Consider the following 15,692-nt stretch of genomic DNA (forward strand, 5'->3'; position numbering starts at 1 on the left):
TTCAAAAGCCTTCGTGGTAAATGTGGGAACTCACATTGAAAAAGAAAGGTTCACAACATAACCGCTTAAAGAGACGTAATCGGTGGGAACTACCACGTTTTTAAGGTTTTAAGAAAGAGTCTAAGAAGAATTCATTTGACAGAGGCTAAGGTACAGAAAACCTGTAAAAACTCATTCAATTAGGAAGTGTAAGCCTTGGCTAATATCAAGTCTTCAGAAAAGGACATTCGAAGAACAAAGCGTAGAAATGCGGCTAATTCCCAGAACCGGTCCAGGCTCAGAACTCAGGCTAAAAAAGTTCTAAAAGCCATCAAAGAGAAAGACCAAAAAGCGGCAATGACTCTTTTTATAGAGTATACCTCTCTTTTGGACAAAGCTGCAAAAACAAACTTAATCCATTCTAAAAACGCAGATAGAAAAAAAAGTAGAATGGCAAAAAGACTCAACTCTTCAGCAGCTTAAAACAACGGAATATAAAGGGCGATTAGCTCAGCTGGTAGAGCGCCTGCCTTACAAGCAGGATGTCGGCAGTTCGATCCTGTCATCGCCCATAATCCTTTTCCGGAGCAACTCAAACCTCTATGAATACAAAAATTCCCGTATTCAATCATCCGGATTTAATGGCCTCTGTTTCCGGAATCCGAGGAATCATTCCCACTGGACTTTCTCCCGAGGTAATCTTTAATTCACTACGCGCCTTCGGAACTTGGATCGAAGGTTCCAAAATCGTAATTGGCCGGGACTCTAGACCTTCCGGATCTTACCTCGAAAACATCGCTCTGGGTCTAATGCAAGCAATGGGAAAAGAAGTATTACAACTTGGAATTGTTCCAACTCCCACAGTAAAAGCGGTGGTCAATCTATCTAAAGCGGGAGGTGGAATTATGATCAGCGCCTCTCACAATCCAATTATCTGGAATGCGTTTAAATTTATAGGACCAGGCGGTTTTTTTACAAATGCATCCGACCTAGAACAAATACTAGAAACGGTTCAAAATCAATCCTATAAACCAATACAATACAAACCTTCTTCTAAAATCGTTTTCGGAACAGAATGGTCCGAAAAACACATCGAGTCAGTCCTCAAACGAGTCGACGTAAACTCAATTCGAAAGAAAAAATATAAGGTTCTTATAGACTCAGTAAACGGAGCTGGAAGTTATTTAGTTCCTGAACTTCTGGAAAAACTAGGATGTAAACCAATTCTTTTACACTGCGTTCCGGACGGAACCTTCCCCAGACCTCCAGAACCAACTCCGGAAGCACTCAAACAAACTTCTCGTAAAATGAAATCTTCAGGAGCAGATATAGGATTTGCTCTGGACCCCGACGCAGATCGTCTCGTAGTTCTCACTCCTAAAAAAGGTGCAATCTCCGAAGAATATACTCTTCCACTGAGTTTTCTTTCTCTAACTTTGGAAAAAATTCCTAAAAAGGCAAACATAGTCGTAAATCTTTCTACAAGTTTTATCAACGAATTTGTAGCCAGACAAAACGGAGTTCCTGTATTTCGTTCTAAAGTAGGAGAAGCAAATGTAGTTTCCGAAATGCTCCGCCAAAAATCGATTTTCGGAGGAGAAGGAAACGGTGGAGTCATCGACCCAACAATTGCATCCTTTGGAAGAGATTCTCTTTCCGGAATTGCACATATCTTAAACGTTATGGCTGCGACCGGAAAAAAGATCGATTCTATCGTAGAAGAACTTCCTGCAATTTATATGCAAAAAACGAGTTTTAAAATCGCAGGTAAAAATCTTCAAGACATCTATTCTAAATTCCGTGGAGAATTTTCTACCTTCTCCGAAGAAACAATAGACGGACTTCGTTTAACTTCCGAAGATTCTTGGATTCATATTCGTCCTTCTAATACAGAACCAATCATTCGAATTATAGGCGAAGCGAGGACTAAAAAAGACCTCAATTCTCTGCTGGACCGCGCAGGAAGACTCATGGAGAATGCCTGAATATGTGTGGAATCGTCGGTTATGCAGGTAAAAAAAACGCGGAATCGGTACTAGTCGTAGGATTAATCTGTCTCGAATACAGAGGTTATGATTCTGCAGGAATTGCAGTTTTAGATCAAGGTGATATTTTAGTTCGAAAATCGAAAGGAAAAATAAAAGATCTAGAAGCTTATTTGCGTGAATTCCCAGCGCCTGGAAACGTAGGAATCGGTCATACTCGTTGGGCGACTCACGGAGAACCCAATCAAATCAACGCTCACCCACATACAGATACAAATTCCACCGTCGCAGTAGTGCATAACGGAATCATCGAAAACTATTTAGAACTCAAAAGCCAATTAAAGAAAAAAGGTCACGTATTCCAAAGCCTAACCGACACGGAAGTACTTCCTCATCTTTTAGAAGAAAGTAAAAAAAACGGAAAGTCTAATAAAGATTCATTTTTAGAACTGTTTGGAAAAATCCACGGTAAATGGGCTATTTCATCCGTATTCGAAACCGAACCGGATCGAGTTTACTTCGCTCAAGATGGTGCTCCTTTATTGATCGGAAAAGGAAAAGGAGAATATTTTTTAGCCTCCGATATTTCTCCTCTAACCAGAAACTGCGAAGAAGTATATTATGTAAACTCTGGAGAATGGGGCTATTTTTCTCAAAACGAATTCAAATTGTTTGATTTTTCAGGAAAAGAACTCAATCCTACTTTCAAAAAACAAGAACTTCGTTGGGAAGACCTGGATAAAGGTGGTTATCCTCACTACATGATTAAGGAGATTCACGAACAAGCGGGGATCTTTCGTAAAATCATTCAGGAAAGAATATTAGAAAATAGTGAAATTGTTTTTCCAGAAATCAAACTGAGCAAAGACGTACTTTCCAGAGTCAATCGAATCATCATCCAAGCCGCCGGAACTAGTTATTACGCCGGAATGATCGGCAAACACTATCTCGAAAATTTCGCAAAAATCCAAACAGATACAGAAGCTTCTTCTGAATTTCGTTATAGAAACCCTGTCGTAGAAGGTGACACTCTGATTATGGGTATTTCCCAATCCGGAGAAACCGCAGACACGTTAGCTTCCATTCACGAAGCAAAAGCAAAATTTATCAAAGTTGTTTCTCTTGTTAACAACGTTAACTCTACGATCGCAAGAGAATCAGATTCTTATATTCGAACCGACGCCGGCCCAGAGATAGGAGTTGCCAGCACCAAGGCGTTTACCGCTCAGGTTTTAAATCTACTTTTATTTTCCATTTATATGGCTAACCTCAAATGGTTGATCAGTGACGAAGAGCAAAAAATACTTATCGAAGAAATCAAATTACTTCCTGCAAAAATCGATCGGATACTCGCACAAGCAAGTAAGATAGAAGAGATGTCTTCTCACTTTACCACGGCAAAAGATTTTATATTTTTAGGAAGAACCTACAACCATCCGGTTGCAATGGAAGGCGCGTTAAAACTGAAAGAAATTTCTTACATACACGCATCCGGTTATGCTGGCGGAGAATTTAAACACGGACCAATCGCATTAATCACGAACGAAGTTCCCGTAGTTTGTATCGCACCCAAATCCGAAATTTATACCAAGATGGTTTCCAACATTCAAGAAATCAAAGCTAGAAAAGGGATCATCATTTCGATCGTGACGGAAGGGGATCAAGAAGCAAAATCTCTTTCGGATTATTGTTTTGAAATCCCGGAATGTTCCGAAATTCTAAGTCCGATCTTAAACGTAATTCCTCTTCAATTACTCGCTTATTACTCAGCGATCGCTAGAGGTTGTCCTCCGGATCAACCTAGAAACCTTGCTAAGTCCGTAACCGTAGAGTAACTACCATGCCCAAGGTTCAGAGAATTCTCATCGATGAAAGAGAGGTTCCGGCTGGTTTACGATCCTTAACTCGCATTCGATCTTTTTCCGAAATTCGAAACGGAATTCTGAATACGATCCAAAGAACGAAAGAAATTTATCAAGACGCGAAAATTTTTTATGCTCACTCTAACTCAGCCTTTCAACAAGCCTTCTTAGAAAGAAATCCAAAACTTCTTCCTTACGATGAAAAAGACGTAGACTTGATATTATCTTCCGAGTCTTGTCTTCCTTGGAACTCAATCGATGGAATTGCAAAAAATATAGAAGTTGATCTAGAACTCAGTAAAGACGTTCGAAAATGGATTCGAAAACTCAAAGTAAAATCGAATCATTTCCACGTAGTCGGAAAATCAAAACATTTGCATGTTCATCCGTCCGCAACCGTTTATCCAGGAGTTGTGTTCGATACAACGTCTGGACCGGTGATTGTTGACAAGGACGTAAAAATCACTTCATTCTCGTTCATCGAAGGTCCGGTTTATATAGGACCAAATTCCCACATAGACAATGCAAGAATTACAGGAGCCACAAGTATCGGAACAACTTGTAGAATCGGAGGAGAAGTCGGAACCTGTTTGATCGGAGATTTTACGAACAAACATCACGAAGGATTTTTAGGGCATTCCGTTTTAGGAAACTGGGTAAATATAGGAGCGCTTGCAACCACATCCGATTTAAAGAACAATTACGGTGTCGTAAAAATTAGAGAAGAACAAGACGAATGTATTACAGGTTCTATTAAGTTCGGTTCAGTCATCGGAGATTATTGTAAGATCGCAATCGGAGTAATGTTAAATACCGGAACCGTGATAGACTTTGGATCCAATGTAGTATCGTCCAGAATCGGAGGCTACATTTCACCTTTCACCTGGGCTGAATCAGGACAACCTTATATTCTCGATCTATTTTTAAGGGACGCACGTAAGATCATGGCGAGAAGGAACCGAGAGTTAACGTTATCCGAAACTGAATTGATCCGTATATTATACGAATCTAAAGTAAAAAAATAAAAATCCGGAGGGTTTTGTGGAAATCATAGAATCCAAAATACGTACGTCTTCATCAGAGTATAAAGAAAATTTCGAAGATCTCAAACAAAAGGTGGAATCCTTACGAAATCTGATTCGTAAAATTGAATTAGGTGGCGGTGAAAAAGCGATCGAGCGTCACAAAGGAAGAGGTAAACTCACAGCAAGAGAAAGAGTTTCCTCTCTCATCGATCCTGGGACTTCTTTTCTAGAATTCTCACCTCTGGCTGCGGAAGGAGTTTATTCAGACTCAGTTCCTTCCGCCGGAATTCTAACAGGAATTGGAAGAATCTGCGGAGTTGATTGTGTGATCGTTGCAAACGACGCTACTGTTAAAGGAGGAACGTATTATCCTCTTACGGTAAAAAAACATATCCGCGCACAAGAGATCGCTCTTCAAAATTTCCTTCCTTGTATTTATCTTGTGGATTCAGGAGGAGCCTTTCTTCCGATGCAAGACGAAGTGTTTCCAGATAAAGATCATTTCGGAAAAATCTTTTATAACCAAGCCAATCTTTCCGCGTTAAAGATCCCTCAGATCTCAGTAGTTATGGGAAGCTGCACTGCGGGCGGAGCTTATATTCCTGCAATGTCAGACGAATCCGTAATTGTCAAAGGAAACGGTACGATTTTTTTAGGCGGTCCTCCTCTTGTAAAAGCGGCAACGGGAGAAATTGTAACTCCGGAAGAATTGGGTGGAGCCTTAGTTCACAGCACGATTTCAGGTGTAACTGATCATTACGCGGAAGACGACTCACACGCTCTTGAAATCACAAGAAACATAGTATCTACATTCCATCACGCGGGGAACGTAACACAACGGGGATCGATCAATTGGGAAGAACCTTTATATCCTGCGGAAGAAATTTACGGAATCATACAAAAAGACATTCGTAAGTCTTATGACGTACGAGAAATCATTGCAAGAATCGTAGACGGTTCCAGGTTTCAAGAATTCAAAAAGTATTATGGAACCACTCTCGTAACAGGTTTTGCAAAAATTTATGGAAAGATGGTGGGGATCATAGCAAACAACGGAGTTTTGTTTTCGGAAAGTGCGCTTAAGGCTTCTCATTTTATTGAACTTTGTAATCAGAGAGAGATTCCTCTTTTGTTCCTTCAAAACATTACCGGTTTTATGGTAGGTAAAAAATATGAAAATTCTGGAATCGCAAAAGATGGGGCAAAGATGGTGAATGCGGTTTCTACTTCCATTGTGCCTAAGTATTCTGTAGTGATCGGAGGTTCTTACGGCGCTGGAAACTACGGAATGTGTGGAAGAGCTTTTAATCCTAGATTCTTATGGATGTGGCCTAATTCCAGAATCTCCGTAATGGGTGGTGAACAAGCGGCTAACGTTCTTTTGACGGTAAAGATGGAACAATTAGAAAAAGAAGGAAAAAAATTATCTGAGGCAGAACAGTTTGCATTTCGTAAACCGATCTTGGATGATTATGAAAGTAAATCTTCTTGTATTTATTCATCTGCAAGACTTTGGGATGATGGAGTGATCGATCCAGCCAGAACAAGGGATATTTTAGGAATTACTGTCTACGCAAATCATTCTCAAAAGTTAGAATATCCTCGGTACGGAATTTTTAGAATGTAAAAAATTGTAAGAACCCACCTTCTCTTGATTTGTAATTTTAATTTATCAACCAATCTTTTAGGTGTTTATTTTTTTATCCCGATTTACAAATTTAAAAATTTCTAATACTTCAAACCAACAAATGTATCCTATTTTTATTTTTCCTCGGTTTCCTTTCTATAAAAAGCTAGATTGAATTTACGTGAATTCGGCTAAGAAAGAATTTTCTAAGGTAGTAGTTCCTACAATTTTAGAATTTATTCGTAAAATCTTGATTCGTGGTAATTCCCACAAATTAAGTTACATTAGGTAGTTAAAAAAGTAATAGTTCCCACACCAAATTTTTCAGTTGTATTATGGGTTGAGAGACAACGGAAATTCGAGATCACTTCTATAAAGAATCATAACTAACCCCACAAGTTAAAGAGGATTTTAGAATCAGAAGGATCAATAAACGCACATCTTTCAAGTGTTCCGACAAGAATGAGACTTTTTACTTGCAAAAAGTATGTTTTTCTGATAGAGAAAAATCTCCCAACCCTTTCTACTTCCTGAACTCAGCGACTCGCCTTCTAGAGATCCTCATCACCCACCCAAAATTAGAAAAACTCATGCAACGCTCTCTATAGATCGCGTTGTGGAGTGTAAGTTTTAATTTGTCGTAATTCCGCCAGATTTTGAGATTCAAAACTTGTGGGTTGGTTATGATAGAAAGCGAGACTCTGAGTTTTTCGAACAACCCTGAAATTGAGTTTCACAAAAGTGTGGGAACTACCACGATATTAGAACTACTTGAAAGTTCGCAAATTGCCAATGTGCCTAAATTTCTAGGAACTACTGTATTTGATTAAAAATTTCTAAAGAATCATCGCATAAAATCCTTTGAAATTTTGGGAGGCCTTTAATTTGATTTCGCTTTAGTCAGAATGACGGCAATTTTTATATTTTATAAGCATACTTTATATAAAATATACAAAATGAAAAATACTGGTCCATTAATTCAGCAAAGTGTATTTTTTGGATCAACTTAAAATTCCTAGCTTTGCTTCCAATTCATTTAAATTTCACTTTGATTCTTTAAAAAATTGAATGCTCCATATAAAAAATCCGTTTTTTGAACCGGTTTATTTTTCCGTAAAAATTGAAATGTGGGAACTACCTCAAATTAGAATTTTACAGATAGGTTCTGAAAATATAGGAACTACTATTTTAGAAAATTCTTTCTTTGGGTTTGCGTTAAATGATGTGGGAGCCCACCATTTTAAAGATTACTTTTGGTTTTCTGAAAATTTTTAAATTATTCTTCAATTGGTACTAATCTTGCAAACAAAGAATAAAAATTGATTTGGGGATAGGAATGATTATGAAATGGACCAAGAGACTGCTCTTATTGCTCACCCTACTTCTTCCATTTGTTTTATTTGGGCAAGAAGCTAGCACTCCCGTAGCGGACAAAGGAGATACGGTCTGGATGATTGTAGCATCCGCCCTCGTATTTTTTATGATACCTGGGCTTGCATTGTTTTATGGAGGTCTTGTAAGATCTAAAAACGTTCTTTCGACTATGATGCATAGTTTTGTAGCAATCTTAGTTTTGACCCTGCAGTGGACCATCTTTGGATATAGTTTCGCTTTTTCCGGAACCAATCCTTATTTCGGAAACTTTGATCTTGCCTTTCTAAATGGAATCGATGAAAACACTTTAGAATTAACAATTCCTAAATATATTCACTTTCTTTTTCAAGGTATGTTCGCATTAATCACACCCGCCTTAATTTCTGGAGCAATTGCAGAAAGAGTAAAATTCGGCGGTTATATAATTTTTATTCTTCTTTGGTCCACTCTTGTTTATGATCCAGTTGCACATTGGGTTTGGGCGGCAGACGGTTGGCTTTTTAAAATGAGCGCTTTAGATTTTGCTGGTGGAACCGTAGTTCATCTTATCTCAGGAATTGCAGGTCTTGCAGCCGCAATCGTTCTGGGTAAAAGAAAAGGAGAAGGACCCGCTCTGATCGCTCCCAACAATCTTACTTATACTTTAATCGGAGCCGGTTTACTTTGGTTCGGTTGGTTCGGTTTTAACGCTGGGTCCGGACTTGCGGTAAACGGAATTACCGCCAGAGCATTTTTAGTTACTTTAATCGCACCTGCAGCCGCAGGAGTTGCTTGGCTTGTAATCGAATATTTCCATACTAAAAAAGCAACCGCCCTCGGAGCCGCTTCGGGTATTGTGGCCGGTTTGGTTGTAATTACTCCCGCTTCTGGTTTTGTAGGAGTTCAAGGAGCAATCATCATGGGACTTCTTGTAAGTCCGGTATGCTACGCAGCGATTCTTTTAAAAGGAAAACTAGGATACGATGATAGTTTGGACGCATTTGGAATTCACGGCGTAGGTGGTGCGTTAGGCGCGGTTCTTACAGGAGTTTTCACTCTTACACTCGGCGCAGGTGTTGCGAGTAAAGGAGATCAAATTTTGGTTCAACTCATTAGCGTCGCTGCAACCGGAGCTTATTCTTTTATCGTTTCTATGATTCTAGTATTTTTGATCGATAAAACAATCGGCTTTCGTATTTCCGAAGAAAAAGAAATTACTGGACTGGATTCGGAAATTCACGGAGAAAAAGGTTATATCCTTTAATTAAATATCTATTAAAGAATTTTGAATAAGGAGATTCTATGAAATTAATTGTTGCCATCATTCAACCTCATAAATTGGAAGAAGTAAAATCGGAACTTACTAAAAACGAAATTTACAGACTTACCGTAAGCGACGTTCAAGGTTACGGTCAGCAAAAGGGAAAAACGGAAGTTTTCAGAGGTCACGAATACCAAGTAAACCTTTTGAGAAAGGTTCGTCTCGAAATCGCAGTAAACGACGAATTCGTAAAACCTACGGTAGACGCTATTCTAAAAGCAGCAAAAACAGGAGATGGTAAAATCGGAGATGGTAAAATTTTTATTACTCCTCTGGAAGATGTAATACGAATTAGAACCGGAGAAAGAGGAAGTTCCGCGATCTGAAGTAGATGGTGTAAGAGATTTAAGATTGTTTCGTAAAAAGTTGGATTATAAATCTGAATTTTACAGACTTATTTCTAAAATGTGAGAACTCTTACTTTTAACTTGAGTTCGATCTAACTGACGTAAACAATTCAATGTTGGACTTAAGCAGTGTCGCTTTCGCGAAAGCGATTGAGGCGTAGTTAATAAATTGTAACTCAATACGATATATCGTATAACGTTTCTTTTATGCAATTTATTGACTGGAGCTGAAAGCGCGGTCCGGCCACAAGTGGCCGGATTCGCCCAAATTTCTTACACCAAACGCATGTTATTTAGAAGTCTGAAGAAGTTTTCTGTGAACGTCTCTGGTAATTTTTGAAGTAACATTTGATTCTGGAATTATACAGATTTTCATCTCAGACAAACAAGTTCAGAGATCCTTAAAATAAAAGTTCTTAGAAAATTTAAAACGGCTTTTCCGAAATTTTTCCGACACATTTTTTAGAAATTCAGATGACAAAGATTTCTCCTTTCCATACAACCTATCCTTGTGTTAGAACTGAGTTGTCCGAATTGTGGAGCGCCCGTTCCGTTTCAAAGTAAGGTTTCCATTTACGGAGTTTGTCCGAGTTGTAAAACCTTAACCCTTCAAAAAAATCAATCTCTCGAAAACCTTGGAAAAGCGGGAGAACTGGTACCCGATCTTTCTCCGATTCAGATTGGAACTTCCGGCAAAACCAAAGATGGAATCTCTTTTAGAGTTGTAGGTAGAATTCAACAGAAGTACAATTTAGGTATTTGGAACGAATGGCACGCACTTACTTCTGAAGGAAATTCTATCTGGCTTGCGGAAGCACAGGGCCAATATATGATCACACAACTTCGTCCTACTTCTCAGAAGGAATCATTTCCAGAACATGATCCGATTCAAAATTTAGATTCTCCTCCGGACGTTTATTTTATTTCTTCGAAAACGGCAAAACAACTTGTAACAGCAGGAGATACCCTCCGAATTGAAGACGAACCTTGGATGGTAAAAGAAATCGGATTAGCGACTTGTATCTCTGGAGAAGGAGAACTACCCATCGGTTTTGAAACCGGTTCCACTTCCGTTCTTATAGACCTTGCCACAGACGAAGGGTGGTTTGCTACATTAGATTATTCTCATGCTCCTCCCTTGTATTTTAAAGGAATGCTTTACAGCTTCGATCAGATTCAATTTACAAATCTTAGAGATCCAAAAACTTTTACAGGATTTCAAAAACTACAAGAAGCCAAGGCAATTCAGTGTATGGGGTGCGGCGCTTCTTTAAATCAAAGAAATCCAGATTTTTCTAAATCCATCGCATGCGAATATTGTGGAACTGTAATGGACACAAGTCGAGAAGAGTTAAAAGTTCTTTCTAAATTTCAAGAAGTGATTAAGGACCGAGTTTTTCTTCCACCTGGAACCAAACTACAACTCAAAGGAAAAGAATGTGAAGTACTTGGAGTTGTTAAAAAGTCCGTTCACGTAGATGGACAGATTTTTCCTTGGACAGAATATTTATTACATTTCACAGGCGGTTATTATTGGTTGAACGAAACCAACGGACACTGGACAGCCTTTGAACCCGTATCATCGATTCCAAAAACCGTAGAGGGATCTTACCCACCTAAAAAGAAGTTTCAAAAAGAAGAATATAAATTATTCAACTCTTCTACTGCAGGAATTGATTTCGCTTTTGGTGAATTCTATTATAAAATCCATGCTGGAGACAAGGCAGAACTTGCAGATTTTATCGCACCACCTAAAATGCTTTCTTCAGAAAGAACTCAAAACGAACTCTTCTGGTCAATCGGAGAATACATTTCTGCAGAAGAACTCAAAAAATCGATCCCAGTAGATGTGGAACTTCCAGTTCCAGAAGGAATCGGAACTGCGCAACCAAATCCATTTACACTTATCCGAAAACGAAACGTAAAAATCGCAGCTTGGCTTTCTACAATCATGCTGATCATTCAAATTGGTTTTTGTTGGAACTCTCAAGACAAGGAAGTTTTCAAAAAAGATCTGGTATACGTTCGTAATCCAGCTCCGGGTGGAACAACAGACGTTTCATTCGTAACAGAAAACTTTCGATTAGAAGGCAATGACCGCAAGAACGTTCAAATTCAAATGACTTCTCCGGATCTTTCTAATCATTACATTTACTATTCATTAGCGTTAATCAACACGCAGACCGACATAGCATACGATACCGGTCTCGAAATGAGTTATTACGAAGGATACGAAGATGGTGAAAGTTGGTCAGAAGGAAGTAAGTCGGCAGACGTCATCATCGGAGAAGTTCCCGCAGGGGAATATTATCTCAGATTGGAATCCGAATCCGATTATCCGCAAGGAAGTAGAGCAAATGTTTCCCTTAGTATCAAAAGAGACGTGGATCGGTCGGTATATTACTTTTTATTTTTACTCGCTCTCTGGTTACCTGTGCCTTATTCTTTATTCAGAAGTTTTTCTTTCGAAGCTTCGCGAAATGAAAACAGCGACTTTGCACCCAGTAACTTCGAAGACGATGATTCTAATTATAATGACGATTAAAAAAATATACAGCTAAAAGAAACCTGTTCTAAAATTTTAAGATGTGGAAATTCAGTAATAAAAGATTTTACCCCAAAATTTACAACGTATCCCAGAACCTAATTGTATTTTATCAGAAAAACCAAGCTGGATCATTCGGCGTTTCGCTTTGTATGAGCGCTCGAGAAACTATATCTTTGACGCGGTCCCTTAAAGAGGAGTTGTAGCATTGAATTTTTTTAGGATAGGTTTTTATAATTTAATAAGGAAACCCGACGTATTGAAATTAATATATTTCGTTAAGACTTGGATTTTTATCGTTATTTTCGAGATGATAGGTGCAGGACCTGCCTTAAAAAACACAATTTGTAGAAACTATTACACTTTATTATTCAAAGCTCAATTCATAAAAAGATATAATTTTCGGAAACTACTACACTTTATTAAAATTAACAAAAACATAATTTTTACAGAATATAATACAATTATAATAAATTACTCTATCTTATTACAATATTTTGAATATACCAAAATGAACTTTAACCCAATATTACGATAAAACCAAAAGGAACAATTTATGAATTTAGTAAAACGGCTTTTATATCCCGCCTACGTGCTTTGGATCTCCGGTTATCTAACGTATAATAACTTTTACGGTGGAGGTTCCAATGAAGTAGACGAGATAGAGAATGTACCCAAAACTGTACGGGAAAACCCTGGTGTCTACCGCTCTCATTATACAAATTTCATGAGATATTCTGGAGGCAAATAGAAACAATTTGCAAACGGCGCTTTACATATCAGTCTTAATCATATCTTCTTGTGGCCTCGTTTACGAACTGTTAGCTGGGACAATTGCCTCTTATTTATTAGGAGAAACTGTCACACAATTTTCGCTTATCATTGGAACATATTTGTTTTCAATGGGAGTAGGATCTTGGCTATCAAAATATTTAGAAAAAGATCTGATCCCAAAATTTCTTGAAATAGAACTCGCGATAGGACTCGTAGGGGGATTTAGTTCGGCAATACTTTATTTGAGTTTCGGCCAGATTCGATATTTTCAGATACCGTTATTTTTACTTGTAATCTTAATAGGAATCTTAGTAGGGCTAGAAATTCCAGTATTATTAAGAATATTAAAAAAAGAATTACAGTTCAAGGAACTCGTATCAAGGGTTTTAAGTTTAGATTACGTAGGGGCATTACTCGCATCGATCCTATTTCCAATCTTTTTTGCTCCAAAGCTGGGATTAATGCGAACTGGATTTATATTTGGAATTCTGAATGTGGGAGTAGCGCTCTGGGGGACTTGGGTGCTACCCTTAAGACAAAGCAAAATAATTATACTTCGAGCGCAATCTGTCGTGGTGTTGACCTTATTAATTTTAGGGTTTTCTTATTCGGATTTGATCACATATTATAGCGAAGAATCTTTATATACGGATGAGATCATACTATCTAAACAAACCCAATATCAAAGAATTATAGTAACAAGATGGAAAAATGAAATCCGACTTTTTTTAAACGGACATTTGCAATTCTCGTCGAGAGACGAATATCGCTATCATGAAACATTAGTCCATCCGGCATTACTTGCTCACCCTACTCCGAAAAAGGTATTGGTTCTCGGAGGAGGAGACGGATTAGCAGTTCGTGAAATACTAAAACATAAAAACGTAGAATCCGTAACATTAGTAGATTTGGACTCAGCTATCACAAATCTATTCTCAGAACATGGGATATTAAAGAAACTAAATGAAGAAAGTTTAAAAAATTCTAAAGTAACAGTGATCAACACGGACGCATTCTTATGGCTGGAAGAATCAGACCAGATATTTGATGTCGTATTGATAGATTTTCCAGATCCGAGTAATTTTTCTTTAGGAAAATTATATACAACTGCTTTTTTTCATACTTTAAAAAGAAGAATGAACGAAACCTCGGTATTAGAAATACAATCCACATCCCCCCTCTTTGCGCGATCATCTTATTGGTGTATAGAAAGAACAATCGCGTCTCTCGGGTTTTATACTTTACCTTTACACGTATATGTCCCTTCTTTCGGAGAATGGGGCTTTGTACTCGCTGGACAAAGACCAATACAATTCAAAAAAGATTTTCCAAAAGATCTTAAATTTTTGAATATTCAAGAATTAGAATCTATTCAAACATTTCCACAAGACATGTCTCGCGTTCCAGTTGAAATCAATCGATTGGATAACCAAGCACTTGTGCGTTATTACGATCGAGAATGGAATCGGATTTTAGATTAAAAACAGTCAAAACAAAACGTAAGATAAGTCAAAAAATTAACTTTCTTCGATTTCTTTTTGAATTTCTTTTGGCAGCCAATTCCAAACGATGTGATAGTATAATCCTTTTACTTCGTTGTAATTTTCATGAACGAATTTTTCAACAAGCTTTGGATTTTGATAGAGCAACGGCTGATGCATCCAATCATGAATATTTTCCAAAAATTTAAAAATTCGTTTTACTTCGTCTAAGGGAATTTGAATTTTTTCTGCCATTTTTAGTCATTTCCTCCAAACACTAATAAAAATGTGGGAGTTTCACAGAACCCTCTCCTTGAGAGCTTATCGACTTTTGAAAATCCATATGAGTTCCCACAAATTCCTGCCTTCTCTCGACAATCAAAACTTTTTCGAACTATTTTTTGTATGAGTTCCTACATTTTCAGGTTTTAAAACGGAATTTTGTTTGAATCCAAAAGTTTTGCGGGAACTACCACAATTTTGAATATTATAGAAAAGTCCAAGTGCGGGAACTGCTACATTTGAAAACGCGCGTTTAATTTGAACCTAAGAAGATTGTGAGGACTAGAACAAAGCCAAACAATCGGCATAAAAATTTGAACCTGGCGCATTCAATCTCAATTCATACAGCACAACTTTCGTCCAGCGAACTCAGGTCTTGAAATCGATCGCAAAGAAAACGATTTACTAAAATATTTATTCAAACTTTTTAGATTATAAAAATATAATTTTATTATATTAAATTTAACTTATATATTGAATCACACACAAATTGTTTTCCGCGGCGCGAGCATAAAAATCGACAAGATCGAGATAATAGTCCGTTACGTATTCCCGATCCTCGTCGTCCCCAGTCCAATGATCCGGATACACGTTTACTTTTCGAATGGCCTCTCGATCAAACCGGCTCCAAAGTTCTTCGGCGGAAAGCCCCTTCAAAAAATGATGGACTTCTTTCACTTCCGCCGCGGTCAAAAAACTTGCGGGACCGTATCCAACATCAACCTCGTCGGAAAGAACGTTTACTCCAAATATGACGTTTCTCTCGGGAGGTTTGCCCTCGTAAGAATCTCCGGTCAAAAGAAAATGAATCATCTGCCAGGTTTTGTCTACATCATAATGAGGATCCGGAGTTTGCGGGTTCTCTTCCCCTTCGCCGTACAACAATTCTACGAGTTTTTCAGGGTCTTGGATATAATCCTGCAACGTAGACTCCGTAACCATTAGAAAACTTCCGATCATCGACATCTTACATTTACCCTCGCAATTATTTTAAATCATCCTGTTTCAATCTGCTTACGCCATATTCTTCTAAAAATAAATACATTAGAATATTCTTAAAATTTAATACAGAAGGTATTTCGTCCTAAACGCTCGCATCCGATTATTTTTC

12 protein-coding genes and 1 tRNA gene are annotated in these 15,692 nt (G+C 37.9%); 11 read left to right on the plus strand and 2 right to left on the minus strand.

Annotated features, from left to right (window positions below):
* The first annotated feature begins 195 nt into the window (after positions 1-195).
* The 11 genes from rpsT (at position 196) to BW942_RS03385 (ending at position 14,299) form a co-directional block, all read left to right on the plus strand.
* Positions 196-462, plus strand: coding sequence for a 30S ribosomal protein S20 (rpsT, locus tag BW942_RS03330; RefSeq protein ID WP_001274025.1), 267 nt, complete (start codon positions 196-198; stop codon positions 460-462).
* 16 nt (positions 463-478) lie between these two features.
* A tRNA-Val gene (locus tag BW942_RS03335) sits at positions 479-551 on the plus strand.
* A gap of 30 nt (positions 552-581) precedes the next feature.
* Complete coding sequence (gene glmM / locus BW942_RS03340; RefSeq protein ID WP_017861773.1) at positions 582-1,964, plus strand: phosphoglucosamine mutase; 1,383 nt, start codon at positions 582-584, stop codon at positions 1,962-1,964.
* A gap of 2 nt (positions 1,965-1,966) precedes the next feature.
* Positions 1,967-3,799 (plus strand): glutamine--fructose-6-phosphate transaminase (isomerizing), encoded by a 1,833-nt coding sequence (gene glmS / locus BW942_RS03345; RefSeq protein WP_000334327.1) that lies wholly within the window; start codon positions 1,967-1,969, stop codon positions 3,797-3,799.
* Between the two features lie 5 nt (positions 3,800-3,804).
* On the plus strand, positions 3,805-4,851 hold the full coding sequence (locus BW942_RS03350; protein WP_001127234.1) for a GlmU family protein: 1,047 nt from the start codon (positions 3,805-3,807) through the stop codon (positions 4,849-4,851).
* 16 nt (positions 4,852-4,867) lie between these two features.
* The gene (locus BW942_RS03355) at positions 4,868-6,478 is read left to right on the plus strand and encodes a carboxyl transferase domain-containing protein (protein WP_000402517.1); all 1,611 of its coding nucleotides are present in this window, start codon (positions 4,868-4,870) and stop codon (positions 6,476-6,478) included.
* Positions 6,479-7,820: 1,342 nt separating this feature from the next.
* On the plus strand, positions 7,821-9,095 hold the full coding sequence (locus BW942_RS03360; RefSeq protein ID WP_000872256.1) for an ammonium transporter: 1,275 nt from the start codon (positions 7,821-7,823) through the stop codon (positions 9,093-9,095).
* A gap of 38 nt (positions 9,096-9,133) precedes the next feature.
* A complete protein-coding gene (locus tag BW942_RS03365) occupies positions 9,134-9,478 on the plus strand; it encodes a P-II family nitrogen regulator (protein ID WP_000767694.1) in 345 nt (114 codons plus the stop codon).
* Between the two features lie 532 nt (positions 9,479-10,010).
* Positions 10,011-12,044 (plus strand): DUF4178 domain-containing protein, encoded by a 2,034-nt coding sequence (locus BW942_RS03370; protein ID WP_000891790.1) that lies wholly within the window; start codon positions 10,011-10,013, stop codon positions 12,042-12,044.
* 556 nt (positions 12,045-12,600) lie between these two features.
* Positions 12,601-12,795: a hypothetical protein gene (locus tag BW942_RS03380; protein WP_001055027.1), complete on the plus strand. Its 195-nt coding sequence runs from the start codon at positions 12,601-12,603 to the stop codon at positions 12,793-12,795.
* Positions 12,796-12,802: 7 nt separating this feature from the next.
* Complete coding sequence (locus tag BW942_RS03385) at positions 12,803-14,299, plus strand: polyamine aminopropyltransferase (protein WP_001192499.1); 1,497 nt, start codon at positions 12,803-12,805, stop codon at positions 14,297-14,299.
* Positions 14,300-14,335: 36 nt separating this feature from the next.
* Here the strand turns inward: BW942_RS03385 and BW942_RS03390 are convergent, their stop codons facing one another.
* Together BW942_RS03390 and BW942_RS03395 are read right to left on the minus strand one after the other, a co-directional pair.
* A complete protein-coding gene (locus tag BW942_RS03390) occupies positions 14,336-14,554 on the minus strand; it encodes a hypothetical protein (RefSeq protein ID WP_000818304.1) in 219 nt (72 codons plus the stop codon).
* 489 nt (positions 14,555-15,043) lie between these two features.
* Complete coding sequence (locus BW942_RS03395) at positions 15,044-15,547, minus strand: YfbM family protein (protein WP_000061753.1); 504 nt, start codon at positions 15,545-15,547, stop codon at positions 15,044-15,046.
* Between the last annotated feature and the right edge of the window lie 145 nt (positions 15,548-15,692).

The sequence above is a fragment of the Leptospira interrogans genome (genome assembly GCF_900156205.1).
GTDB classification, from domain to species: domain Bacteria; phylum Spirochaetota; class Leptospiria; order Leptospirales; family Leptospiraceae; genus Leptospira; species Leptospira interrogans.

Bases quoted from the DNA above. Each gene is read 5' to 3' on its own strand.
- BW942_RS03390 (WP_000818304.1), bottom strand. From the start codon at position 14,554: ATGGCAGAAAAAATTCAAATTCCCTTAGACGAAGTAAAACGAATTTTT.
- BW942_RS03380 (WP_001055027.1), top strand. From the start codon at position 12,601: ATGAATTTAGTAAAACGGCTTTTATATCCCGCCTACGTGCTTTGGATC.
- BW942_RS03360 (WP_000872256.1), top strand. From the start codon at position 7,821: ATGAAATGGACCAAGAGACTGCTCTTATTGCTCACCCTACTTCTTCCA.
- glmS (WP_000334327.1), top strand. From the start codon at position 1,967: ATGTGTGGAATCGTCGGTTATGCAGGTAAAAAAAACGCGGAATCGGTA.
- BW942_RS03350 (WP_001127234.1), top strand. From the start codon at position 3,805: ATGCCCAAGGTTCAGAGAATTCTCATCGATGAAAGAGAGGTTCCGGCT.
- glmM (WP_017861773.1), top strand. From the start codon at position 582: ATGAATACAAAAATTCCCGTATTCAATCATCCGGATTTAATGGCCTCT.
- BW942_RS03395 (WP_000061753.1), bottom strand. From the start codon at position 15,547: ATGTCGATGATCGGAAGTTTTCTAATGGTTACGGAGTCTACGTTGCAG.
- BW942_RS03365 (WP_000767694.1), top strand. From the start codon at position 9,134: ATGAAATTAATTGTTGCCATCATTCAACCTCATAAATTGGAAGAAGTA.